Origin of the sequence: Mesorhizobium album (genome assembly GCF_033977205.1) — a bacterium.
In the GTDB taxonomy this organism is placed as follows: Bacteria; Pseudomonadota; Alphaproteobacteria; order Rhizobiales; family Rhizobiaceae; genus Mesorhizobium; species Mesorhizobium album.
Map to the genome: position 1 here is coordinate 44,660 of NZ_JAVIIW010000033.1, position 22,444 is coordinate 67,103.

Here is a 22,444-nt window from a genome sequence, read left to right on the forward strand (position 1 = left end):
TTCAATCCGCCGCCTGCTTCGATTTGACCAATCTGGCAGCGCCCAGTGCCATCACGCCGAGGACCGCGACGATGACGAGCAGCAATATGCCGAGCGCCGCCGCGCCACCCCAGTCCTGCAGGGTCGAGAGCGTGCGGTCGATCCGGATCGCGATCGGATTGACGCGCCCGCCGCCGAGAATCGCCGGCGTGATGAAGAAGCCAAGTGTGTAGACGAAGACGATGACAGAGCTCGAGACGATGCCGCCGAAGGCCAGCGGCAGAATCACTGTCCGGAAGCAGTGCCAGAGGCCCGCGCCCATGCTGGCTGCGGCGCGGATCACGTTGACGTCGATGTCGCGCATTGCCGCATAGGTCGGCAGCACGAAAATCGGCAGCATATAGTGAACCATGCCGATCAAGGTACCGGTGAAGTTGTAGACCATCGGCACGGGCTCGGCCACGAGGCCGCTGCCGACAAGGATATCGTTGATCAATCCGTCGCGCCGCAACAGCACCAGCCAGCCGTAAGTGCGTACCAGGATCGACGTCCAGAGCGGCAGGAGGACCAGCACCATCAGCCCGCTGGCCGTCTTTGGCGATGTGCTTGCCAGCAGAAAAGCGAGTGGGATGCCCAGCAGAAGGCAGCAAAGGAGGGTGCCGCCGGATAGTTCAAGGGTGACCAGCAAGGCCCGCCAGGTGAGCCCGTTCGTCAGCAGTGCCGCATAGTTCACAAGGCTGAAATCACCCCGAACTGTCGTCAGGGATTGTTGCAGGATCCAAAACAACGGCAAGATTGCGCCGATCCCGACGATGACCAGAGATGGCAAGGCGAGCGACAGAAAGAACCTGCGCTCCTTGGCGGCATCGCGCATCAGACCGGCGGCATTAACTGTTGCAATCGTCGCGGTCATGGTTGGGGGCCGTCGTCGAGCCTGTGGATATGCCGGGCGGCGGCATAGGCGGTCACCCGTTGGCCGGCCTGAATGCCGGTGCAGTCGAGCGATTTTCCGGAGGGAATGCTAAGCAGCAGGTCCCGTTCGCCGGCGACCGTGAGCCGCAGGTGCCAGCTCTCACCGCGGAACGCATGGGCCGCGACCCTGCCGTTGATCGCGACGCCGTCGCCACCAGCCGCTTCGCGTTCCAAGGCGAGATTCTCGGCACGGATGACCAAGGTCCCCACGAATGGCGGAGGAGATCCGAAGGGCTCCACGAGCGCTGCCGGTATGATGTTTGATTCGCCCATGAATTCGGCGACGAACCGCGATGTTGGTCGTTGATAAATCGGCTGCGGCGCGTCGAGCTGCTCTATCCGGCCGGCATTCATGACGGCAATGCGATCGGACATGGTCAGGGCTTCGCGCTGATCGTGCGTCACGTAGATCGTGGTGATTCCCAGTTCCTGCTGCAGCTTTCGGATCTCAAATTGCATCTGCTCGCGCAGGTTCTTGTCGAGTGCCGAGAGCGGCTCGTCCATCAGCAGCACCCGCGGCTCGAACACCACCGCTCTGGCAAGCGCCACACGCTGGCGCTGGCCACCGGAAAGCGCGGCGATATCCCGTGTCTCGTAGCCCGCCAGCTGGGCTCGGGCCAAGGCGGCTCGCGCCCGCTCACGCGCCTCGGCGCGCGGCCGCCGACGCAGGAGCAAGGGATATTCGACGTTGCCCAGGACGCTCATATGCGGGAAGAGCGCGTAGTTCTGAAAAACAATGCCGATGTTTCGCTTGTTCACTGGAAGCCGGGTGATGTCGACATCGCCGATCCGGATCGCTCCGGCCTCGGGCCTGACAAATCCTGCGATGGCCATCAACAGGGTGGTCTTGCCCGAGCCAGAGGGACCGAGGAGCGTCAGAAACTCCCCGGGCCGGACATCCAGGCTCACGTCGTCCAGCGCTACGTAGCTGCCGTAGGCCTTACGTACCCGTTCGAGCGCTATGCGCGGCGAAGCCATGGGCATGTTTCCTTTGGCCAGAAACGACTACTGATTCATCATAGCATCAAAGGCGGTCTGCGCTTCATCACCGTGCTTTGCCCACCAGGCTGCATTTGAATACACCACGCCCACCGCATTGTCTGGAGCAGTGGCGAGCAGCGCCATTTTGGCGGCCGGGATCTTGCCCCCGGCATAGGCGGCGGGGTTCATTGGACCGTAAGTGATGTAGTCGGTCAGCTTGGCCTCCCGCTCCGGTGACGCCATGGCGGCGATCAGCTTCATCGCGTCTTGCTTGTGTGGCGCGCCTTTCGGCACGGCCAGGCAATCCGTACCAATGATCGAACTATGGAATGTGTAGGCGACCGCGCCACCGTCATCCTTGGCGCTCTGCGCACGGCCGTTCCAGGTTTCAACCAGGTCGGCCTCGCCGTCCTTCAGAATCTGCGCCGACTGCGCCCCGGAGGTCCACCAGACCGCGACGTTGGGTTTCAGCTCCGCCAGGCGGTCGATGGCGCGCTTGATGCCGCCGGGCTCGCTCAAAGCATCGTAGACCTTTCCGGGCGCGACACCTTCGGAAAGCAGCGCCGCCTCGAGCAGGTCCTGCGCATTGGCCCGCAACGCTCTGCGGCCGGGGAACTTCTTCACATCCCAGAATTCCGCCCAGTCCTTGGGCCCGTTCTGGCCGTAGGTCTTGGTGTTCCACGCCATCACGGTTCCATAGGAGGAGAAGGGGTAGCAGAATTTCGAGCCAGCCCCCGCGGGCAGCGCCTTCTGATCGACCGCTGTCTCGTCAAGCGGCTCCAACAGGCCGAGATCGGCGGCCTGTGCACCTTCGCCGGACGCAAGATGCATGATGTCCGTCGTGACATTCCCTGAGGAGACCTGCAAGCGGAGCGCCGCCATGCTGTCGCTCTGGGTCTCCCCGCGCACATCCAACCCGAGCGCTTTGCCTGCCGGCGCCCACATCGCTTCTTTGATCCCGGTACCGTAGTCGCCGCCTGCTGTGGTGATTGTCACGCTTTGTGCACAGGCCGGAGCAGCGGCCGAGAGCGCCAGTATCAGCGTGGAGATTTGCAAAAGCTTCGTCATGTCAGTCCTCCCTGTTGTTGTCCCGTAGAGCGACCGTGTAATCCGGCCTTGCGCCCCTTTGATCGTAACGTTACAATCAAATTCGTATCGTTACGATTGGCAAAGTTCACCTACGCTGTCAAGTCAGTTTCGTATGTATGCAAATGATTTTCGCGCGGGTCGGGTTTCGCAGGCTTCATGCTAGAGCTGTCCCAATCGCGCTGGCTTCACTTTCCTCTGATATTTGGCCATCTTGCCGCCTCACGCATTGCAAACGGACCAGACTATGGCACCGCCAGCCAGACCGAACCTCCGACAGATCGCTGCTAGTCTCGGCCTATCCGTGACGACAGTGTCGCGCGCCTTGAAGGAGGGACCGGAAGTCCACCCGAGGACCCGGGCGCGGGTGCAGCAGGCGGCGGCGAAGGCAGGCTACACGCCGAACGTCCACGGTCTGGCGCTCAGAACCGGACGCACCCGCATGATCGCGGCAATCCTGCAGCTGGAAACACGGGCTTATATGGCCGACCTCGCCAAGGTCCCGTTCATTGAGGGGATGACGCTTGCGGCCTCGGAAAACGGCTATGCCCTTTCGATCTTCTCCACTGGGCCGGAGGAGGACCAGCTCTGGTCACTGCAGCGCCTGGTGCAGTCGGGTATCAGCGACGGGATCATCATCACGCGCATGGTCGCGAAAGACCCGCGGATTGCCTTCCTTAAGGAGCGAAGCATCCCCTTTGTCGCCTTCGGACGCTCGGAGACGAAGCCGGACTACGCCTATGTCGACGTCGACAACGAAGCCATGATGCGGGAAGCCACGACCAAGCTGGTCGCTGAAAACCATCGCCGGATCGCGCTGCACCTCCTGACCCGCGATGACGAGACCTGCGAGCAGCGGTTGCGCGGCTATCGGCAAGCCCTTACCAAGGCCAACCTTCCGTTCGATCCGGTGCTGGTCGGGTATGATGAATTCACCATGGCGGCGAGCGAGATTTTCTTCGAATCGGTGCTCGACCTGCCGAAACCGGCAACCGCCTTGATGTGCTCGAGTGAACTCGGACTGCTGGGCGCGATCGCCGCCCTGCGTAAGCGGGGCCTGGTGCCGGGCCGGGATGTCGGGCTCTTTGTCAGGGACAACACGCGTCTGAGCAAGTATCTGGCCGTGCCCTTGCTCGCGCATTTCGTCGATCTAGCCCAAGCCGGGCGGCTCGCGGTGGACGCGCTCCTTCGCCAGATCGATGACCCGGGATCGCCTCCGACACAAATCGTCATGCCAGGACATTTCGAGCGATATAGCGAACGATAAGAGCGTGCCTCGGGGCAGGATGTGTTTCAGCTCACTGATCGATGCAATGTTCGCCTTTGTGCTTCGATCGAAAGTCGCATAAAAGGCATTGTCGAATTCGCGACTTACGCCGTCTAACGAGGCGCATCAATTTGATCGGAGAGCCTTTTTGAGTGGCAACAGTCACCTGGACGGAATGACCTTTTGCGCCTGATCTCGGTAATCCAGATCGGCTTTGCCGATTCCCGAAAGCTGCGGTGACGTGCGACCGCGTTAGACTAAGACTAGAGATTGTTGTGCCACTCTCGATAATGCCAGTCACGCTTCGCAGGTGGCGCGACGGCCTGGTTGCCGCTCATTGCGCCGCCTCATTGGGCACGTCGCTTAATCCGACTTGCCGAGAGCTTTCAGGATAAAGCGGATCTGCTCGCGCAGACTCGCTTCGGTGTCTTCGCCGTGTTGGACGCAGTGCTCGATCAGAAGTGGATGGAAGAACGGCATGAACGCGGTCTTGACTGCACGCGCCGCCTCTGCCGGGTCACCGACCTCGAGTTCACCCGCCTCGATGCCCTCGCGAATGATTGCTTCGAAGATCGTCACCATCCACTCGATGTGGCCTTTGACGATCGGCCAGTTCTCCTGCATGACGGCGACAATCATGTCGTGCATGTGTTTTTCTTCGATCAGTATCGCCTTGCCATGGCGGTGAACTGCGATCAAAAGTCGGCTGAGTTTCTCCGGGGCCGTGGCCTTCGTGCCTGCGATCGCAAAGGCGATGTCGGCAACCTCGTTCAGGATCTGCTTGCAGATGAAGCCGTTGATCGCGTCCCTGGAGGGAAAGAAGCGGTAGACATTTGCCCGGCTCATGCCAAGGTCGGAGGCGATGTCGGCCATCGACGTCTTATGGTAGCCGATGCGGCGAACATGCTCCTCCGCCACCTCTAGGATGCGCGCGCGCACCTCATCGAGATCGGTTCGCATTCCGATCGGGTGATTCATCGATGTCTCCGGAACTGATCGATCGGACATGCCGGGCTCCCGCGGACGATCATCTGTGGAGGGGTAAGATCGTCCCGCCCGCAAGGCAGATCCTGCGGGCGGGAACTTGACCCGTCTCCTACGATGACCGCCCTTTATTCGGCGGCCATTGCTAATGGCAGTTCCGGTACCGGTTCATGCGTCGAAGCCTCATGGATCTCGTCCGCCACCGGCTTGATCCGGAACCACGCGGTGTAGAGCGCGGGAAGGAAGAGGAGGATCAATACCGTGCCGACCGCCGTGCCACCGATCAGCGTATAGGCCATCGATCCCCAGAAGACGGAGTGCGTGAGGGGTATGAAGGCCAGCACCGCGGCAAGTGCCGTCAGGATCACCGGCCTCGCACGCTGCACTGTGGCCTCGATGACGGCGTGATAGTCATCCAGGCCGGCTGCCTGGTTTTCCTTGATCTGCTCGGTGAGGATCAAGGTGTTGCGCATCAGGATGCCGGCCAGTCCTATCAGGCCCAGAATGGCGTTGAAGCCAAAGGGCTGGTTGAAAGCAAGCAGCATGGGCACGACGCCGACGAGGCCGAGCGGCGCCGTCAGCACGACCATGAACATCGTCGAGAAGGATCGCACCTGGAGCATGATGACGATCAGCATGGCGGCGATCATGGCCGGGAAGATCTTGCCCAACGCGGTGTTGGCTTTCTCAGCTTCCTCGATCGATCCGCCCATTTCGATGTGATAGCCGGCCGGAAGCGATGCGATCAGCGGCTGAAGGGCTTTCATGATCTGCTTGGAGACCTCCGGAGGCTGGGTCGCCTCGTTGATGTCGGAGCGGATCGTGATGACCGGCGTGCGGTCGCGGCGCTTCAGGATCGGCTCTTCCAGACGGATTTCGGAATGGCCGATCTGGTCGAGCGGAATCTGCCGGCCGTCCCGGCTCATCAGAGAGAAATCCGCCAGACGCGATGGATCCAGCCGCTCGCCGCCGGCGCTGCGCGCCACGATGGGGACATTGCGGATGTCCTCGCGGACCTGCGTGGCCGGAATGCCGGTGAGCAGGAACTGCAGTTGCTGGGCCGCCTCGGCCGACGACAGGCCGATGAGGTTCAGGCGATCCTGGTCCGGGACGAAGCGAAGCACCGGCGTGCGATTGCCCAAGTCGCGATTGGCCTGCCGCACGTCCGGGACGCGCCGCATGATGTCGAGGGCCTTCTCCGAAATGCTGTAGAGTTGTGCCGGGTCGGGCCCGATGATCCGGAACTCGACCGGGAACGGCGTGTAGGGGCCGAACACGAGCTGCGTGACGCGGACATTGGCTTGCGGTGCGAGCCCCTCAGCCACCGCCTCCCGGAGCCGGTGCTTCAGTGCCTCGCGCGCCTCGGCGTTCGGGGTCAGCACGACGATCTTGGCGAAAGCGGGATCGGGCAGCTCAGGCGCCATCGCGAAGAAGAAGCGCGGAGCGCCCTGCCCGACATAGCTTGTGACGATCTTGGCTTCGGGCTGGCCATCCAGCCAGTGCTCGAGCTTCTCGACCGTGGCGGTCGTCGTCTCGATGCTGGTACCTTCCGGCAGGCGAACCTCGACGAGCACTTCCGGGCGGTCGGATGTCGGGAAGAACTGCTGCTTGACGGCGCCCATGCCGACAACGGAAAGCGCGAAGGCGATGGCGACGATGCCGGATGTCACGAACTTGTGGCGCACGGCAAAGGTGATGAGCCGCCGCAGGCGCCGATAGTTCGGTGTGTCGTAGATCGCGTGGTGACCGCCTTCGATCGGTTTGATCTCGGGCAGCATCTTGACGCCGAGATAGGGCGTGAAGACCACGGCGACGATCCAGGAGACGATGAGCGCGAACCCGACGACCCAGAAGATGTTGCCGGCATATTCGCCGGCCGTCGAGCGCGCGAAGCCCACCGGCAGGAAGCCGGCAATAGTCACCAGCGTTCCCGACAGCATCGGCGCCGCGGTGTGGCTCCAGGCATAGGCCGCCGCCCTGATGCGGTCCATGCCCTCTTCCATCTTCACCACCATCACCTCGATGGCGATGATGGCGTCGTCCACGAGAAGGCCGAGCGCCAGGATCAAGGCGCCGAGCGTGATGCGGTCGAAGAATCGGCCGGTCTCCAGCATGATGAGGAACACGGCGGCGAGCGTCAGGGGGACGGCGGCCGCCACGACAATGCCGACGCGCCAGCCCATGCTGAGCAGGCTGATCAGCAGTACGACGCCGAGCGCCATCGCGAACTTCATCATGAACTCGTCAACCGCCGAGGTGATGTTGACGGCTTGGTCGGACACCTTGTCGAGCGTCATGCCGAGCGGCAGCGTCTTTGCAATACCCGCCGTCCTGTCCTCCAGCGCCTTGCCGAGCGCGCGACCATCCCAGCCCTCCTGCATAACCGCCGCGAGCATGATGGTGGGCTCGCCCTGGCGGCGGATGAGGTAGGTGGGAGGGTCTTCATAGCCGCGGCGGACCTCGGCGATGTCGGAAAGCCTCAGCGTCCGCCCCGCGGCGACGATCGGCGTGTCGGCGATCGCCTGGACACTGTCATAAGCGCCATTGACCCGGATGAAGACCTGCGGCCCCTCAGTGTCGATAGAGCCCGCCGGCGTGACGGTGTTCTGCCGCTGCAAGGCGCCAACGATATCGCGTGCCGACACGCCGAGCGTTGCCAGCTTGGCATAGGAGAACTCGACGAAAATCTGTTCGGGACGTTCACCGAGAATGTTGATCTTCTTGACGCCGGGCACATGCAGAAGGTCCTGTCGGATCGCCTCGGCCTGCCTGGCCAGCTCACGCATCGGCATGCCCTTGGCCTTGAGCGCGTAGAGGGCGAAGCTCACGTCCGAATATTCGTCGTTGACGAAGGGGCCGTAGACGCCGGACGGCAGGTTGCGGGCTTCATCCCCGAGTTTCTTCCGGGCCTGGTAGAACTCTTCCTGCACGGCGGACGGCGGCGTGCTGTCCTTCAGCGTGACAGTCATATACGCATAGCCCGGCCGCGTGGTCGTCTCCACCCGGTCGTACCAGGTCAGCTCCTGGAGCCGCTTCTCCAAAGGTTCGGCGACCAGGTCCTGCATCTCGCGCGCCGTCGCACCCGGCCACGCTGTCGTGACCGTCAGGGTCTTGATGGTGAAGTTGGGGTCCTCCGCCCGCCCGAGCATGACGAAGGCGTAGGCGCCGGCGGCCACCAGCAGCAGGATGAAGAACAGCGTGACGGCGCGTTCGCGAACGGCGATCGCGGAAAGATTGAGGTTCATCGTCAATTGCTCCCGCTTTCGGCCGCAGTCCTGACGCGAGCACCCTCCTGCAGGAGATGAGCGCCGAGCGAAACAACCGGATCGCTGGCGCTCAATCCGGAGACGACGGCGGATTCGCCGGTCACACGAACAAGCTTGACGGGTTGAAAGTGTACGGTCGACGTGGCGTTGTCCAAGACCCAGACGCCGGTCTTCTTGCCGTCGTCGAGCACGGCTCCCAGCGGCACCTGGACTTCCGGTTGGCTGGCCTGACTTGCGAGGCGAATGGTTACCGTCGCGCCAAGCGGCGCTGCCGCTGCCTCGCCGTCGAGCACATAGCGGGCCTCATAGGTGCGGGTCTGGCTATCGGCGGAGTTGGAAAGTTGTCTCAGATGCGCCGCGTGCTGCTCATCACCCCCATATACGCTGGCCTCGGCCACGGAGCCGATCGCCGGCCGAACCGTCTCGGGAAGCGCGACCACCGCTTCGCGGGAGCCCGCCTGGGCGACCCGGACCACCGTCTGGCCGGCGGAGACGACCTGGCCCGGCTCGCCGAGCGTATCGACCACCGTTCCATCGGCGTCCGCCAGCAGGACGGCATAGGCCGCCTCATTCTCCGCGACATTTGCTTCCGCTTCGGCGGCGGCGAATTGGGCCGTGGCGGTATCCAGCGCGGCCTTTGCCTGCTCGTAGCGCTGCCTGGGGACCCATCCGTCTTTCAGCAGATTGGCGTATCGCCGTTCATCCGGTTCCGTCTGAGCGACGATCGCACGCGCGGCAACAACGGCATTGTGCTTTGCCGTGAGCGCGAGGCGAAGGTCGGTGTCGTCGATCCGCATCAGCGGCTGACCGGCTTTTACCTGCTGACCGACATTCACAAGCCGTTCGACGATCTTGCCCGGGACGCGGAAGCCGAGATTGCTCTGCACCCTCGCCCCTATGATGCCCGTGAAGCTGCGTTCGGAACCGCTTGCCCGCGCTGCCGTCGCCAGCCGGACGACGGGCGGCTCCTGCCTCGGGTCGCTCGCGGCGGAAGCTTCCTGCGCCGGATTGGCAAATGTGGCGAATGCCGTCGCCCCCGACAGCGCGATCGCCCCTGATCCCGTGATCAGGATCGCGCCCAGCATAATTACCGGTCTCTTTTTCATGCCCATCGCCTCACGTCAAAATAGATTGCGTCGTTCTCTGTGCCGTGTCCTGCGTCGACCGGCGGCCGGCTGCGATCCGCGCGGCGAGTCAGCGCGCTCGTGCGTCGACTCGCCGATGCCTGTCGGTCTCGGTCGAGACCGTCACCTTCTCGCCGGACCTCGAGAATGCGTAGAGCGAGTCCCGGTAGCCGGGCATGGAGAAGGCCACGGAGTCGCGGTCGGCGAGACCCATGACGACGCGCTGCGGATCGCCTCCATCCTTCGGCGCGAAGGTGGCGGTGACCTCCAGGAGGTCGCCGTCGACCGGGACGTAATAGGCCACCATGTCGAGGCGCCCTTCATGCAGGCTGCCGGCTTGGACGGGGCGGCCGATGGTGGCTTCCTCGGCAAGGACCGGCGTCGCCATGAACAGCGCTACCAGAAGCGATGGGACCAGGGTTCTGCGGATCATCTTCGTGTCTCCTCTCGATAGATTGCGATCGAACTCTATATCATATAGATGTCGAATGCAATCTAAAAAAGAGAGAGGCATTCGGTCCGCGGCGAGCCGCCGCACCGATCGCGTGGCGAGCCGCCTGTTTCGCATCTCCTCTTGATAGATTGCGTTCGGTCTCTAATTGAGATATAGATTTAGTACGCAATCTAAATAAGGAGATCGACGATGCGCGTGAGCCGCATTCAGGCTGAGCAGAACCGGCAAACCGTGATCGACGTGGCCAGCCGGCTTTTTCGGGAGCACGGTTTCGACGGCATCGGCCTCAAGGATCTGATGAAGGGCGCCGGGCTGACCCAGGGCGCCTTCTACAAGCAGTTCGCGTCGAAGGAGGACCTGGCTGCACAGGCGTCCAAGCGGGCGATGGAGAGCGCTGCCCACCGCTGGGCGGCGGCGACGGCAGCGGAACCAAACGATCCGTTTGGGGCCGTGATCGCATTCTACCTCAGCATGGACCATCGCGGAGAAAGGATGGACGGCTGCCCGGTCGTGGCGCTCGGCTCGGATGCCGCCAGGCAAGGCAGCGACGTCAAGGCGGCCTTCGAAGCCGGGATCAGGAAATACCTCGACCTGCTCGGTGGTTGGGTTGGCGATGCGCATGGCGAGGATTCCCGCGACAAGGCCATGGCCGTTCTCTCGACCATGGTTGGCGCGGTCGTCCTCTCACGGGCCGTCAACGACGAGCGGTTGTCAAAGCAGTTCCTGCAAGCGGCCGCCGAGAGCGTTCGGAAGGCGTCGCGCACCGTGGATGTCCAGCCAGGACCGCACCAATGACGCAGGCTTCTGTGACAGGCGCGCGCAGCGCAACTGTTTCAATCGCCGAGGCGGCCGGCTGGTCCGGCCTCGAACTCGTTGCGGGACTGGCGGACGGGAGCATCCGCCGGCCGCCGATGGCCGAGACACTCCCCTTCACCTTGCTTCCGCCGAAGGAGGGCAAGGTCGGGCTTCTGGCCACGCCCGAGCCGCGCTTTTGCAACCTGACGAATACGGTTCACGGCGGCTGGATCATGACGATGCTCGACACTGTCATGGCGCTTGCCGCCCAGACGACGCTTTCGCCCGGCGAAGCCTGTCCCTCGCATGAAACCACCGCCAAGTTCGTGCGCCCGGTCTTCACCGATTCCGGCGAAATGCGCGTAATCGGCCATGTCGTTTCGCGCGGTCGGACCGTCATCACATTGGAAGGCAGGATCGAGGACGCACAAGGCAAGCTCCACGCCCATGGGACGTCCACATGCCTGATCGTGCGTAAGCCGTAGTGGCTGCCCTTTCAGCGTGAACTGCGCAAGCGGGATCCAATGTCCGTCTATGACCATGCCGCCGCGCGGGACAGAGCCTGGCAGCACAAGCAATTCGATAGGAGAGCATAAATGCGACGGATTGTTGTCACGGGCATGGGCGCGGTCACGCCCCTCGCCGCAAATGTCGAGACGTCGTGGTCGCGTCTCCTGGCCGGCCGCTCGGGCATCCGAAGGCTTGCGGACGACATGGTGGCGGATTTGCCCGCTAAGGTGGGCGGCGTGGTTCCCTCCCTGGAGGAAGACCCCGAAGCCGGCCTCGATGCGAACGCCTTTCTGGCGCCGAAGGATCAGCGCAAGATCGACCGTTTCATTCTCTTCGCACTGGCGGCGGCGGAAGAGGCGCTTGCTCAGGCGAGATGGAAGCCGGTCTCGGAAAAGGACCGGCTTCGCACCGCGACGATCATCGCTTCAGGCATCGGCGGGTTTCCCGCCATAACCGAGGCGGTGCGGACGGTCGACCAGCGCGGCGTGCGGCGTCTTTCGCCGTTCACGGTGCCGTCTTTCCTGGTGAACCTCGCGGCGGGCCACATCTCGATCCGCTACGGCTTCAAGGGCCACATCGGCGCACCGGTGACGGCCTGCGCCGCCGGCATCCAGGCGATCGGCGATGCGGCCCGCATCATCCGCGCCGATGAAGCCGACATCGCCGTGTGCGGCGGCACTGAAGCTTGCATGAATGTCGTCAGCCTGGGCGGCTTTGCAGCGGCACGCTCGCTCTCGACCTCCTTCAATCACCGTCCCGACCAAGCCTCCCGTCCGTTCGACGTCTCGCGGGACGGCTTCGTCATGGGCGAAGGCGCCGGCATCCTGGTCATCGAGGAATTGAACCATGCGCTGGCGCGCGGCGCTAAACCGCTCGCCGAGGTCGTCGGCTACGGCACCACGGCGGATGCGCATCACGTCACTTCCGGCCCCGAGGACGGTGACGGCGCGCGCCGTGCCATGGAGATCGCCATTGCCCAGGCCGGCATCTCACCGCGCGAAATCCGCCATCTCAACGCGCACGCAACCTCCACGCCCGTGGGCGACCTGGGCGAAATCGAAGCGATCAAAAGGGTCTTCGGCACGGATTTCTCGATCGCCGTCAGCGGAACCAAGTCGGCGACCGGACACCTGCTTGGCGCCGCCGGCGGGCTTGGCGCGATCTTCACGATCCTGGCGCTCAGGGATCAGGTGGCACCCCCGACCCTCAATCTGAGCGCCCCCGATCCGGCAGGTGACGGAATAGACTTCGTCGCAAACCGGGCCCGGCCGATGGAGATGGATTACGCGATCTCCAACGGTTTCGGCTTCGGCGGCGTCAACGCCAGCGCGCTGTTCCGGCGCTGGGAACGGTCGAGCAGTTCATGACTACCCTGCTCCTAACCTTTCCTGTTTCTCCCAATCCCATTTCTCACCCAAAGAAAGTGATCTCCATGAACAAGACCAATCCCGGCGTCGCCATCGTCACAGGGGCATCCTCCGGCATCGGGCATGTGACGGCCAAGGCCCTGCAGAACGCCGGCTTTCGCGTGTTCGGAACCAGCCGTCGCGCGGTCTCCAAGAAAACCGACGGCATTACCATGCTGACCTGCGACGTGACCGACGACGCGTCCGTGGCGAAGCTGGTCGACGAGGTGCTGGCCGATGCCGGGCGCATCGACCTGCTTGTCAACAATGCCGGCATGGGCCTGCTTGGCGGCGCGGAGGAATCCTCGACCGCGCAGGCTCAGGCGCTTTTCGATGTGAACGTCTTCGGCGTCATCCGGATGACCAATGCGGTGCTGCCGGTGATGCGGCGCCAACGAAGCGGAAGGATCGTGAATTTGAGCTCGGTGCAGGGTTTCATCCCGGCTCCCTTTTTCGCGCTCTATTCGTCGACCAAACACGCCGTCGAAGGCTATTCCGAATCGCTTGACCACGAACTGCGGCCGTTCGGAATTCGCGTCGCATTGGTCGAGCCGGCCTATACCCGCACCTCTTTCGAAGACAATCTCGCCAGGCCGGACCGGTTGCTTGATATCTATGACGCCGCACGCGCCGGCATGAATGCAGCCGTGCGGAAGGCGATGGAAAAAGGCGATGCGCCCGAAGTGGTCGCCAACACCGTCTTGGCGGCCGCGACCGATCCTACCCCAAAGAGGCGCTATGCGGCGGGAAAAATGGCGCGCCAGGTCAGTGTCCTGCGCCGCTTCGTCCCCGCATCCGCATTCGACAAGAGCCTTCGAAAGCAGCTCGGGCTGCCGGCCTGACATCCGGGCCGGCGCGGCGAGCTCGGTTCCGGCGGCGTGCCCCGAGTGCGCCGACGCAGATTCTACAGGCCGCAATTGTAACGGGTATGCACGAGAATCTGCGAGTGTGCCGGTTCGGCCGTAACCCCGTTGAGATTGTCCCTTATCCATCTCGCGGCAGCGGCCACTTCACCGGCAAAGTCGTGCGAGATGACATAGTCCATGATGCCGGTCTCAAGCAGGTTGCGGGAATGGTTTGTAAGCTCATGACCAACAAAGACCGTCTCGTGGGCCTCGCCCAGTCGGGTGAGCTCGGCATCCGGGTCAATGTGGGAACTTTGCGCGCGGGCAACAGCCTGAACGTCGTGCCCGACGAGGCGGTGCTAGAATTCGAGATCCGCGCCGCCGAAATGTCCGCACTGCAAATGCTCGACATGCGCTGCCGGCGCATGATCGAGGCAAGCGCAGCCGCTTACGAAGTCACCACGAGCACGGAGCTTCGCGGCGAAGCGTCGGACTGGCGCAACCCGCCGAAGATCGTCGAGTGGGCCAGATCGGCAAACAGCGAGTTGAGCGCTTTTCCAACCGTCCTAGACGCGCATGCCTTCGGTGCGAGCGAAGACGCGACTCTTCTGGCTTCCGCTGTTGCCAGTGGGGGAGGGGGCGCCGGCATCTTCGTTCTGGGCTCGGATATTGCGGATGGCCATCACACGTCCCATTTCGACTTCGATGAAACCGTGCTCGCGAGAGGTACCCTTTTGTTGAGCGGCTTGATCGCTGTCGCACTTTCGATTGGCCAGTAGACCGCCAGACGACCAATTATGTTGGCAGTCGCCTCCTGCCGCACCGCAGCAATGCGGCTATTCGATCCCGTTTGCCCGCGCGATGAAATCGGACAAGTGGGGCACGTAATCAGCGGCGCCGTTCCCGCCATTCGCCATCGCCACCGCGAAAGAGTTCTTCACGGCGCTGGCCATTGTCGTGGTCACCGTGGCGGCATTCGCCATCGATTCGACATAACGCAGATCCTTGTAGGCATTGCTAAGGCTGAACTTATGCGCCTCGCGGTTGCCTTCCAGCGCATAGCCCATGAAGGTCTGGTAGAAACCGCAATCCATACGCCCGCCGCGGATCACCTTGTCGAACTCGGCCACCGGGATGCCGACCTTGCGCGACAGCGCGAGGGCCTCGGAATAAAGCGCGGCATAGCCAAGCGACAGGAAGTTGTTCAAAAGCTTCATCCGGTGGCCATCGCCGATCCCGCCGATATGCACGATCTTGGCAGCCCATGTCGCAATAACCGGCTGAACCCGGGCGAAGATGTCAACCTCGGCTCCAACCATGCAATCGAGCGTTCCCGCCCACGCCTCTTTCGGGGTGCGGCTGAGGGGGGCATCGGCGATATGCACGCCGATCGCGGCCAGTTCCACAGCGATGCGCTGGGTGACTGTCGGATCACTGGTGGAACAATCGACGATCACGCTGCCTGCCCGAAGGCCGGGCTTCAGTGCCGCAATTGCCGCAGCCACTTCGGGAGATCCGGTCAGGCACAGGAAGATGATGGTACAACCGCGAGCCACCTCCTCCAACGATGCCGCCTCGACCGCGCCCCGTGATACAAGATCTTCGACCGGTGCGCGGTTGCGGTGCGCGACCACGGTCAATGGAAAACCCTTTTCGACGATGTTCTTCGCCATACCATGGCCCATCAGTCCGATGCCGATGAAGCCGATCTTCTCGTTTGTCTGTGTCATTGTCTGTCCGATGTTGGCAAGTCAGGGAAGGTTGAAGCGCGCGCGCAGGTCAGCCACCTGCTCAGGGGTAAGCGAGCGCACGGCGTGGTTCTGCAGCATAAGAAAAAGCTTGGCCGTCTCTTCCAGCTCTTCGGTCGCATATTGGGCATTGGCCAGCGAAGTACCAGCCACGACGGGGCCGTGATTGGCCAGCAGAACCGCATGGTGGCGGCTGGCCAGGGCCTTGACCGCATGGGCCAGATCGGGGTCGCCGGGTGCGAAATAGGGCACCAGAGGCAAGCGTCCGACCCGCATAATGTAATAGGCGGTGAGGGCGGGCAGGACATCCTGCGGATCGACATCACGAAGGATGCTGACGGCTGTGGCGTGGCTGGAGTGCAGATGCACAACGGCCCCGGCATCGGCGCGTTCGTCGTACATCGAAAAATGCAAAAACGCCTCTTTCGTCGGCGCGTCGCCCGACAACAATCGCCCCTGCGCATCGAACCGCGACAGGCGCGCGGGGTCGAGCGACCCCATAGACACGTTTGTCGGCGTCATCAGCCAGCCGCCATCGGGCAGCCTGACCGAGATGTTGCCGCTTGACCCTGCCGTCAGCCCGCGGTCGAAGAGCGAGGCGCCGACGCGACAAATTTCATCCCGGGCGCGGGTTTCATCAGACATGTGCAGGCTCCAACTCAAGCAGGCCCCAGGCCTTCAGAAAGAAATCGGGTGCGCCGAAGTTGCCGGATTTCAGCGCAAGCGCCAAACTGGGCGTACCGATGCTGCGGGTCCACGGCACGCCGGGGTCGATCTCAGGGCCGATTTCCAGCATCGTCACCCCCAGCGAGGCGACGACCGCGCCGGACGTTTCCCCGCCTGCGATCAGAAACTGGCGGAAGCCCGTATCCCGCAACAGGGACGCGACGCGGGCCAGCGACCCTTCAACCAGCGCGCCGGACTCGTGCTGGCCCATGCACCGTTGGATGACTTGCAGCGCCTCTGGGGTGGTGCTGGAGTAGATCAGGGGCGTTGTGGTTTCGGGCTGCCTGATCGCCCATTCCGCCACCTGCGCGGCGGTCTGGCGACCATCGGCGAGGGCTGCGACATCCAATGGCAGCGTCGGCAGGCCAGCGGCCTGTGCGGCTGCGATCTGATCACGGGTCGCCACCGAACAGGAACCTGCCAATATGACGGCGCGGCCTGCAGGCGCGGGCATTCGGGTCGTTGCGCGGCGGGGAGCCACCTTGCCCGCTTGCACGAAATTCGCGGCAAGGCCAAGGGCAATCCCCGATCCGCCGGTAACCAGCTTCATATCGGCGCAGGCCGCACCGATCGTGCGCAGATCCGCATCGGCAAGCGTATCGAGGATCAGGATGCGCTTTCCCGCCGCGTGCTGCCGGGCGAAGGCCGCACGCACACCGTCAGCACCCTGCCTGACGGTGTTGATGTCCACCAGCCCCACTGGCAGCGCTGTCTGCCGCGACAGCACTCGCACCAGATTGGAGTCGTGCATCGGGTTCAGCGGATGATCCTTCAGTGGGCTGTCCGACAGCAGCTGGCTGCCGACAAAAAGATGCCCCTGGTAGGTCGTGCGCCCTGCCGCCGGAAAGGATGGGCAGGCGATGGTCAACTCCACGCCCATATCTTCCATCAACGCTTCGGCTACCGGGCCGATATTTCCGTCATCGGTTGAATCGAAGGTCGAACAGTACTTGAACAGAATCTGCTGAGCCCCCTGTCCCACGAGCACGTGGGCCGCGGAAATCGACATCGCTACGGCATCATCTGCAGGAATTGATCGTGATTTCAATGCGATGACAACCGCGTCGGCATCTGGCAAAGAGGCAGCCAGAGAAGGAACACCCATAACCTGAATCGTCCGCAAACCTTCGCGTGACAGCATCAGGCAAAGATCGGTGGCGCCCGTGATGTCGTCTGCAACTGCGCCAATCAACAAGATTCTGGTCCTTTTCCTCTGTGAACGGGCAACACCCTGCCGGTCGATGCTCCGGGGTGATCGTCGGGCCTGCTTCGTCTGACTGCTATGCGAAACGAGGGGCTTGCTTTTCGTTCCGGTCCTAGGTTAACCAAGCAATGGCAACGCTATCATTCGCTTGTTGTCAACACAAGATCAAGCCCAAACTCAACCGGCACTGATGCCAAACGTCCTGAAATCGAGGTTCTGACATGAACAGCAAGTCCGGTCTGAAAGTTTGCGTGATCGGCTTGGGGTCGATGGGATTCGGGGTGGCGACCTCGCTGCTGCGCGATGGCTTTGATATCGTGGGGTTTGATGTGAGCGCCGATGCGATGGCGCGGTTTTCAGCCCTTGGCGGCAAGACCGCCGATAGCCCGAGTGCGGCAGCAAGAGACGCAGATGTCGCCATCTGCCTGGTGGTGAACGCAGCCCAGACCGAAACGGTGCTTTACGGCGCAGGAGGCACGGCCGCCGCGATGGCTACCGGCGGCACGATACTATCCTGCGCAACCATGTCCCCCGGTGCCGCCCGCGATTTCGCGGTCCGTGCCGAAGCGCTGGGCCTGAACTACGTCGACGCGCCAGTCAGCGGCGGCGCGACGCGCGCCGCCTCTGGCGAACTGACCATCATGGCATCGGGCGCGCCCGCCGCCATTGCGCATGCCCGACCGGTCCTGGATTGCATCGCTGCCAAGGTTTACGAGTTGGGAGAAAAGGCCGGAACAGGTGCGGCGTTCAAGATCGTGAACCAGCTTCTTGCCGGTGTCCATATCGCCGCTGCTTGCGAGGCGATCACCTTCGCCAAGGCGATGGATCTGGACATCGCCAGGGTCTATGAGGTGATAACCGCATCGGCGGGCAGTTCCTGGATGTTTGAAAACCGCGTTCCGCACATCCTTGATGGCGACTACGCGCCGCGCAGCGCGGTCGATATCTTTACCAAGGATCTGGGAATCGTGGCCGATATCGGGCGAGAGATGAAGTTCCCGACTCCGATCGCCTCGATGGCCTTGCAGATGTTCGTGATGACGGCTGCCGCCGGAATGGGGCGGGATGACGACGCATCGGTCGCGCGGATGATTGCGGACATGGCCGGGCTGCAATTGCCCGGAATGGAGGGCTGATCGTGCCGCGTTTTGCAGCAAACCTGACCATGATGTTCAGCGAGGTCGGGTTCATGGATCGCTTCGCTGCTGCCGCCGGAGCGGGCTTTGATGCGGTCGAATATCTGTTCCCTTATGCGTTCGATGCGCATCGCATCGCTGATGCCTTGCAGCGGAACGGCCTGACGCAGGCGCTGTTCAACCTGCCTCCGGGAAACTGGGACGCCGGCGAGCGTGGGCTTGCGGCACTGCCGGATCGGCAGGACGACTTTCGCGCTTCGGTCCGGACGGCGCTGGCCTATGCGTCGGCAACCGGCGTGGGGCGCGTCCATGTCATGAGCGGGCTTGCCGACAGGGCGGACCCTATCGCGCATAAAACCTATCGCGCGTCGCTCGCCTATCTGTGCGACGCGGCGGGAGCGACGGGGCTTGACGTATTGATCGAACCGATCAACCCGCGCGACATGCCGGGGTATTTCCTGAACGATTTCAATCAGGCAGCCGATCTGATCGCCGAGATGGCTCTGCCGAACCTCAAGCTGCAATTCGACATCTACCACCGCCAGATCATCCACGGCGATGTACTGACTGGCCTACGCGAACTGATGCCGATTATTGGCCATGTGCAGATCGCTGCCGTGCCGCTGCGCAACGAACCGGGCACGGGAGAATTGGACGATGCCCGCATTTTGCGCGAGCTGGATGCGCTGAAGTATGACGGTTTCGTAGGCTTAGAGTATCGCCCTGCGGGCGACACTGTGGCCGGGCTGAGCTGGCTGACAGCTTTGCGCTAAGGTGAATGCGCCCGGTGTGCAACCGGGCGCATTCTTTTCAGTTTTCGGCAAAGTCTCGGTGCAGTGCCAGGTCGGCTTCGCAGAAGCGATCCTTGGCAAAGTTGCGCTGGTGCCAATAGGGGTAGATCAGCGGAATGGTGCTGACCGCTGTCAGGCGGGCGCGTTCCTCATCCGACAGGCGCAAGCTGACGGCGGCAAAGTTGTCGCGGAACTGGGCCTCGTTCCGGCCCCCGATCACCAGCGAAGACACGCCGGGACGCTCCAGCAGCCAGGCCAGGGCCACTTGCGCAGCCGACACCTTATGCGCATCGCCGATTTCCACCAACACGTCCACGATGTTCCACAGCCTTTCCGTGTCGCGGATCGGCGGCTCCGTCCAGCCTGCGGACTGTCGGGAACCTTCCGGCGTAGCCACACCGCGCCGGTGCTTCCCCGACAGCAGGCCAGCGGCAAGTGGGCTCCAGACCAGAACGCCAAGCCCCTGATCGACGGAAATCGGCAGCAATTCGTATTCCGCCTCGCGCGCCTCGAGCGTGTAATGGATCTGCTGGGTGACAAAGCGGGGGCGGCGATCGCGGTCGCTGACGGCAAGCGATTTCATGATGTGCCAACCGGAATAGTTTGAACAGCCGACGTAACGCACCTTTCCCTGCTGGACGAGTGTATCCAGCGCGGCCATCTTTTCCTCGACCGGAGTCGTGCCGTCCCATTCGTGGATATAATAGACGTCGATGTGGTCGGTGCGCAGGCGTTTCAGGCTGTGTTCGCATTCACGGATCAGGTGAAAGCGCGATGCGCCCTCATCGTTGGGGCCGGTGCCGATGCGCATCCGCGCCTTGGACGAAATCAGCACCTGGTCGCGCCGCCCGTCCAATACCTCGCCCAGAATTTCCTCTGAGAGGCCGTTCGAATACATGTTCGAGGTGTCGAACAGGTTGACGCCCGCGTCGATGCACAGGTCAACAAGCCGACGTGCATCTTGCACCCCTTGCTGGCCCACCATCGCAAAGGGGCCGGTGCCGCCAAATGTAAAGGTTCCCATCGTCAGGACGGACACCTTCAGGCCAGAGCGGCCAAGTGTTCTGTATTCCATCTCTTTTTCCATTTTCGGTTGGTCAAGCAGTCAGGGCCTTGCGCAGGTGACGCATGCCTATTTCGGGGCTGGTCAAGACGGGTCGGGCGCCCATCGCCTCCCGCACTGATGGCAGCACCCGCGCCATAGAGGCTTGTGCCAGCAGGATCACGTCTACCTGCGGGGCAAGGTCGCGCAGGCTTTGCGCCACCATGCGGTCATGTCCTTCAGTGTCGCCCTGCGACAACCGTTCAAAGGCGCCTTCGGACAGGATGCTGGTGATGGCGCAATCGCGCCCAAGCCGGGCAGCGGTGCGTCTGATCAGATCGGTGGTCGGGTCAAGCGTGGTGCGCAGTGTGGCCAGCACCCCGATGCGCTGCCCGGTTCCGACCGCCTCGATCGCCATGCCTTCATCGATGCGGAACAGCGGCACCGGGCATAACGGGCGTGCAGCCTCGACTGCCGGGCCAAGCGACGAACAGGTGACGACGACCGCATCCGCGCCCGCGTCCACCGCCGACCAGACCATGCAAGTCAAGCGACGCATCGTCGGCGCCGACAGGCTGCCCTCGCGGATCGTGACGCGTAGCAGGCTTTCGTCCAGCATGTTGAACGTCACCCAGCCGGGCAGGCTTTGCCGCGCCAGTGGTTCGAGCACCGGGATCAGCCCCGGAACAGTGTGTATCATTGCAAGCGTGCCCGTCGAGGGGCTCTTTGTCGGTGACATTTGGCGTCTTTTCCCCTGATTCAGGCGGCCTGGTAGCATGCTCATTGCGGCTCCAGCCTCAAAATAGCAGCGCTGCCATTGCCGTAAACAGGTCGTGCTCGCACTGAAAATTGAAATTCCGCCTTTTTCAAGAGAGAATTCGCCGGGCAATGCCGTTCCATGAGGAAAAAGGCATGCCGTTATTCCCAAAATGAAGGTTGACAGCCGCCAGTCATCCGATGAGAGATGACAGCGCTATCATTCGTCGCAATCGGAATCAACGGCCGGTGATGTTGCCTGGGCCAACGGTGCGGCTGTGCCTGCCGGCACAATATGAGAATGCGCTCTGGTGAACACGAGCGGAGGGAATGTGCATGGCCGTATCCGATGACAAGGCGACGCTGGAAAAGCCGCCCGCCCGCATCTGGCATGACCTTTACCAACTGCGGCAGGTGCGCGAAGTGAACGTGCTGGTCGCCATGCTGATCGTGGGCGCGCTCATCAGCCTTTGGACGCCTTACTTCCTGACCACCAACAACCTCATGGGCGTCTTCCGCGCCTTTTCGCTGACGGCGATCATGAGCATCGGCATGGTCATGGTGATCGTCACCGGCGGCATCGACCTGTCGGTCGGATCGGCGATGGGGCTTGCCTCGCTCATCACGGCGCTGTGCTTCGATGCGGGCTATTCGACCGGCGTCAGCATCGGCGCGGGCGTTGCGGTGGGGATTGCCTTCGGCCTGACCAACGGCCTCTTGATCACTGCCATCGGCCTGCCGCCCTTCATCGCCACGTTGGGCACCCTCAGCATCGGGCGCGGCATGATGTACATGGTGACGCACGGCGTCCCCGTCACGCCCGAAACGCCAGATGCATTTTCCCTGCTGGGGCAGGGCTATGTCGGGCCTGTCCCCGTTCCCGTCGTGATCATGCTGATTTTGATGGTGCTGTGCGCGCTGATCATGAAACGAACGCGCTTTGGCCGCCACGTCTATGCCACCGGCGGCAACGAGCAGGCGGCTCGGCTCAGCGGGGTCAAGACAAACCGGGTCAAGCTGGCGGTCTACATGCTGTCATCGACTATCGCCTCGTTGGCAGGGATTATCGGGTTCTCGCGTTATCTGACGGCAGAGCCGGCGTCGGGCTTCGGCTCTGAACTGGACGTGATCGCTGCGGCGGCAATCGGCGGGGCCAGCCTTGCAGGCGGCGTCGGCAGCGTTACCGGCGCCGTGATCGGGGCCGCGCTGGTGGGCGTCATCGCCAACGGCGTCGTGCTGCTGAACATCAACACCTATGCCCAACAGGCAATCACCGGCGGGGTCATTCTGATAGCCGTCAGCCTGGATGTGCTGCGCAACAAACTGACGGGAGGAAATGGCTGAAAGGAATAGCTTTCTGATCAACACCAGG

At 62.8% G+C, this 22,444-nt stretch carries 22 protein-coding genes; 9 read left to right on the forward strand and 13 right to left on the reverse strand.

Translation table 11 applies throughout. The features are described from left to right. Position 1 precedes the first annotated feature (1 nt). Genes RFN28_RS24265 through RFN28_RS24275 form a run of 3 tightly spaced genes read right to left on the reverse strand, consistent with a single transcriptional unit; the run spans position 2 to position 3,000 of the window. On the reverse strand, positions 2-892 hold the full coding sequence (locus RFN28_RS24265) for an ABC transporter permease (RefSeq protein ID WP_320289744.1): 891 nt from the start codon (positions 890-892) through the stop codon (positions 2-4). Beyond that, positions 889-1,929, reverse strand: a complete 1,041-nt coding sequence (locus tag RFN28_RS24270) for an ABC transporter ATP-binding protein (protein WP_320289745.1) — start codon at positions 1,927-1,929, stop codon at positions 889-891. Before RFN28_RS24270 ends, RFN28_RS24265 begins: the two co-directional genes overlap by 4 nt. Positions 1,930-1,956: 27 nt before the next feature. Further along, positions 1,957-3,000, reverse strand: a complete 1,044-nt coding sequence (locus tag RFN28_RS24275) for an ABC transporter substrate-binding protein (RefSeq protein WP_320289746.1) — start codon at positions 2,998-3,000, stop codon at positions 1,957-1,959. A gap of 265 nt (positions 3,001-3,265) precedes the next feature. Between RFN28_RS24275 and RFN28_RS24280 the strand changes: the two genes are divergently transcribed. Next, the gene (locus tag RFN28_RS24280; RefSeq protein ID WP_320289771.1) at positions 3,266-4,285 is read left to right on the forward strand and encodes a LacI family DNA-binding transcriptional regulator; all 1,020 of its coding nucleotides are present in this window, start codon (positions 3,266-3,268) and stop codon (positions 4,283-4,285) included. Between the two features lie 363 nt (positions 4,286-4,648). Here RFN28_RS24280 and RFN28_RS24285 read toward each other — a convergent pair whose 3' ends face one another. The 4 genes from RFN28_RS24285 to RFN28_RS24300 form a co-directional block, all read right to left on the reverse strand. Next, complete coding sequence (locus tag RFN28_RS24285) at positions 4,649-5,224, reverse strand: TetR/AcrR family transcriptional regulator (protein ID WP_320289747.1); 576 nt, start codon at positions 5,222-5,224, stop codon at positions 4,649-4,651. A gap of 173 nt (positions 5,225-5,397) precedes the next feature. Next, positions 5,398-8,514, reverse strand: coding sequence for an efflux RND transporter permease subunit (locus RFN28_RS24290; RefSeq protein ID WP_320289748.1), 3,117 nt, complete (start codon positions 8,512-8,514; stop codon positions 5,398-5,400). A gap of 2 nt (positions 8,515-8,516) precedes the next feature. After that, on the reverse strand, positions 8,517-9,641 hold the full coding sequence (locus RFN28_RS24295; RefSeq protein ID WP_320289749.1) for an efflux RND transporter periplasmic adaptor subunit: 1,125 nt from the start codon (positions 9,639-9,641) through the stop codon (positions 8,517-8,519). Between the two features lie 88 nt (positions 9,642-9,729). After that, positions 9,730-10,092, reverse strand: a complete 363-nt coding sequence (locus tag RFN28_RS24300; RefSeq protein ID WP_320289750.1) for a hypothetical protein — start codon at positions 10,090-10,092, stop codon at positions 9,730-9,732. Positions 10,093-10,302: 210 nt separating this feature from the next. On the opposite strand from RFN28_RS24300, the gene RFN28_RS24305 reads away from it, so the two are divergent. The 4 genes from RFN28_RS24305 to RFN28_RS24320 all read left to right on the forward strand — a co-directional run bounded on the left by RFN28_RS24305 (position 10,303) and on the right by RFN28_RS24320 (position 13,666). Beyond that, positions 10,303-10,908, forward strand: a complete 606-nt coding sequence (locus tag RFN28_RS24305; protein ID WP_320289751.1) for a TetR/AcrR family transcriptional regulator — start codon at positions 10,303-10,305, stop codon at positions 10,906-10,908. Beyond that, entirely contained in the window at positions 10,905-11,393 is a 489-nt protein-coding gene (locus RFN28_RS24310; RefSeq protein ID WP_320289752.1) for a PaaI family thioesterase, read from the forward strand. The genes RFN28_RS24305 and RFN28_RS24310 overlap by 4 nt, the downstream gene beginning before the upstream one ends. 111 nt (positions 11,394-11,504) lie before the next feature. After that, positions 11,505-12,785, forward strand: a complete 1,281-nt coding sequence (gene fabF / locus RFN28_RS24315; RefSeq protein ID WP_320289753.1) for a beta-ketoacyl-ACP synthase II — start codon at positions 11,505-11,507, stop codon at positions 12,783-12,785. A 65-nt stretch (positions 12,786-12,850) separates the two neighbouring features. Next, on the forward strand, positions 12,851-13,666 hold the full coding sequence (locus RFN28_RS24320; RefSeq protein ID WP_320289754.1) for an oxidoreductase: 816 nt from the start codon (positions 12,851-12,853) through the stop codon (positions 13,664-13,666). A 62-nt stretch (positions 13,667-13,728) separates the two neighbouring features. On the opposite strand, the gene RFN28_RS24325 is transcribed toward RFN28_RS24320, so the two are convergent. Further along, positions 13,729-13,869, reverse strand: a complete 141-nt coding sequence (locus RFN28_RS24325) for a hypothetical protein (RefSeq protein ID WP_320289755.1) — start codon at positions 13,867-13,869, stop codon at positions 13,729-13,731. A 42-nt stretch (positions 13,870-13,911) separates the two neighbouring features. On the opposite strand from RFN28_RS24325, the gene RFN28_RS24330 reads away from it, so the two are divergent. Continuing rightward, positions 13,912-14,448, forward strand: a complete 537-nt coding sequence (locus RFN28_RS24330; protein ID WP_320289756.1) for a peptidase dimerization domain-containing protein — start codon at positions 13,912-13,914, stop codon at positions 14,446-14,448. Positions 14,449-14,505: 57 nt separating this feature from the next. Here the strand turns inward: RFN28_RS24330 and RFN28_RS24335 are convergent, their stop codons facing one another. From RFN28_RS24335 to otnK, 3 genes are read right to left on the reverse strand one after another with little or no spacing between them, the layout of a single operon-like run. After that, positions 14,506-15,399, reverse strand: a complete 894-nt coding sequence (locus RFN28_RS24335) for an NAD(P)-dependent oxidoreductase (RefSeq protein WP_320289757.1) — start codon at positions 15,397-15,399, stop codon at positions 14,506-14,508. Between the two features lie 21 nt (positions 15,400-15,420). Then, positions 15,421-16,062 (reverse strand): 3-oxo-tetronate 4-phosphate decarboxylase, encoded by a 642-nt coding sequence (gene otnC, locus RFN28_RS24340; protein ID WP_320289758.1) that lies wholly within the window; start codon positions 16,060-16,062, stop codon positions 15,421-15,423. Continuing rightward, entirely contained in the window at positions 16,055-17,338 is a 1,284-nt protein-coding gene (otnK, locus tag RFN28_RS24345; protein WP_320289759.1) for a 3-oxo-tetronate kinase, read from the reverse strand. Before otnK ends, otnC begins: the two co-directional genes overlap by 8 nt. A gap of 230 nt (positions 17,339-17,568) precedes the next feature. Here otnK and ltnD point away from each other — a divergent pair, with 230 nt between their 5' ends. Both ltnD and otnI read left to right on the forward strand, forming a co-directional pair. Continuing rightward, on the forward strand, positions 17,569-18,483 hold the full coding sequence (gene ltnD, locus RFN28_RS24350) for an L-threonate dehydrogenase (RefSeq protein ID WP_320289760.1): 915 nt from the start codon (positions 17,569-17,571) through the stop codon (positions 18,481-18,483). A gap of 2 nt (positions 18,484-18,485) precedes the next feature. Further along, the gene (gene otnI, locus RFN28_RS24355; RefSeq protein WP_320289761.1) at positions 18,486-19,256 is read left to right on the forward strand and encodes a 2-oxo-tetronate isomerase; all 771 of its coding nucleotides are present in this window, start codon (positions 18,486-18,488) and stop codon (positions 19,254-19,256) included. Between the two features lie 37 nt (positions 19,257-19,293). Here otnI and RFN28_RS24360 read toward each other — a convergent pair whose 3' ends face one another. Together RFN28_RS24360 and RFN28_RS24365 are read right to left on the reverse strand one after the other, a co-directional pair. After that, positions 19,294-20,349, reverse strand: coding sequence for an aldo/keto reductase (locus RFN28_RS24360; protein WP_320289762.1), 1,056 nt, complete (start codon positions 20,347-20,349; stop codon positions 19,294-19,296). 22 nt (positions 20,350-20,371) lie between these two features. After that, complete coding sequence (locus RFN28_RS24365) at positions 20,372-21,055, reverse strand: aspartate/glutamate racemase family protein (RefSeq protein ID WP_320289772.1); 684 nt, start codon at positions 21,053-21,055, stop codon at positions 20,372-20,374. A gap of 347 nt (positions 21,056-21,402) precedes the next feature. Between RFN28_RS24365 and RFN28_RS24370 the strand changes: the two genes are divergently transcribed. Further along, complete coding sequence (locus RFN28_RS24370) at positions 21,403-22,416, forward strand: ABC transporter permease (protein ID WP_320289763.1); 1,014 nt, start codon at positions 21,403-21,405, stop codon at positions 22,414-22,416. Positions 22,417-22,444: the final 28 nt, after the last annotated feature.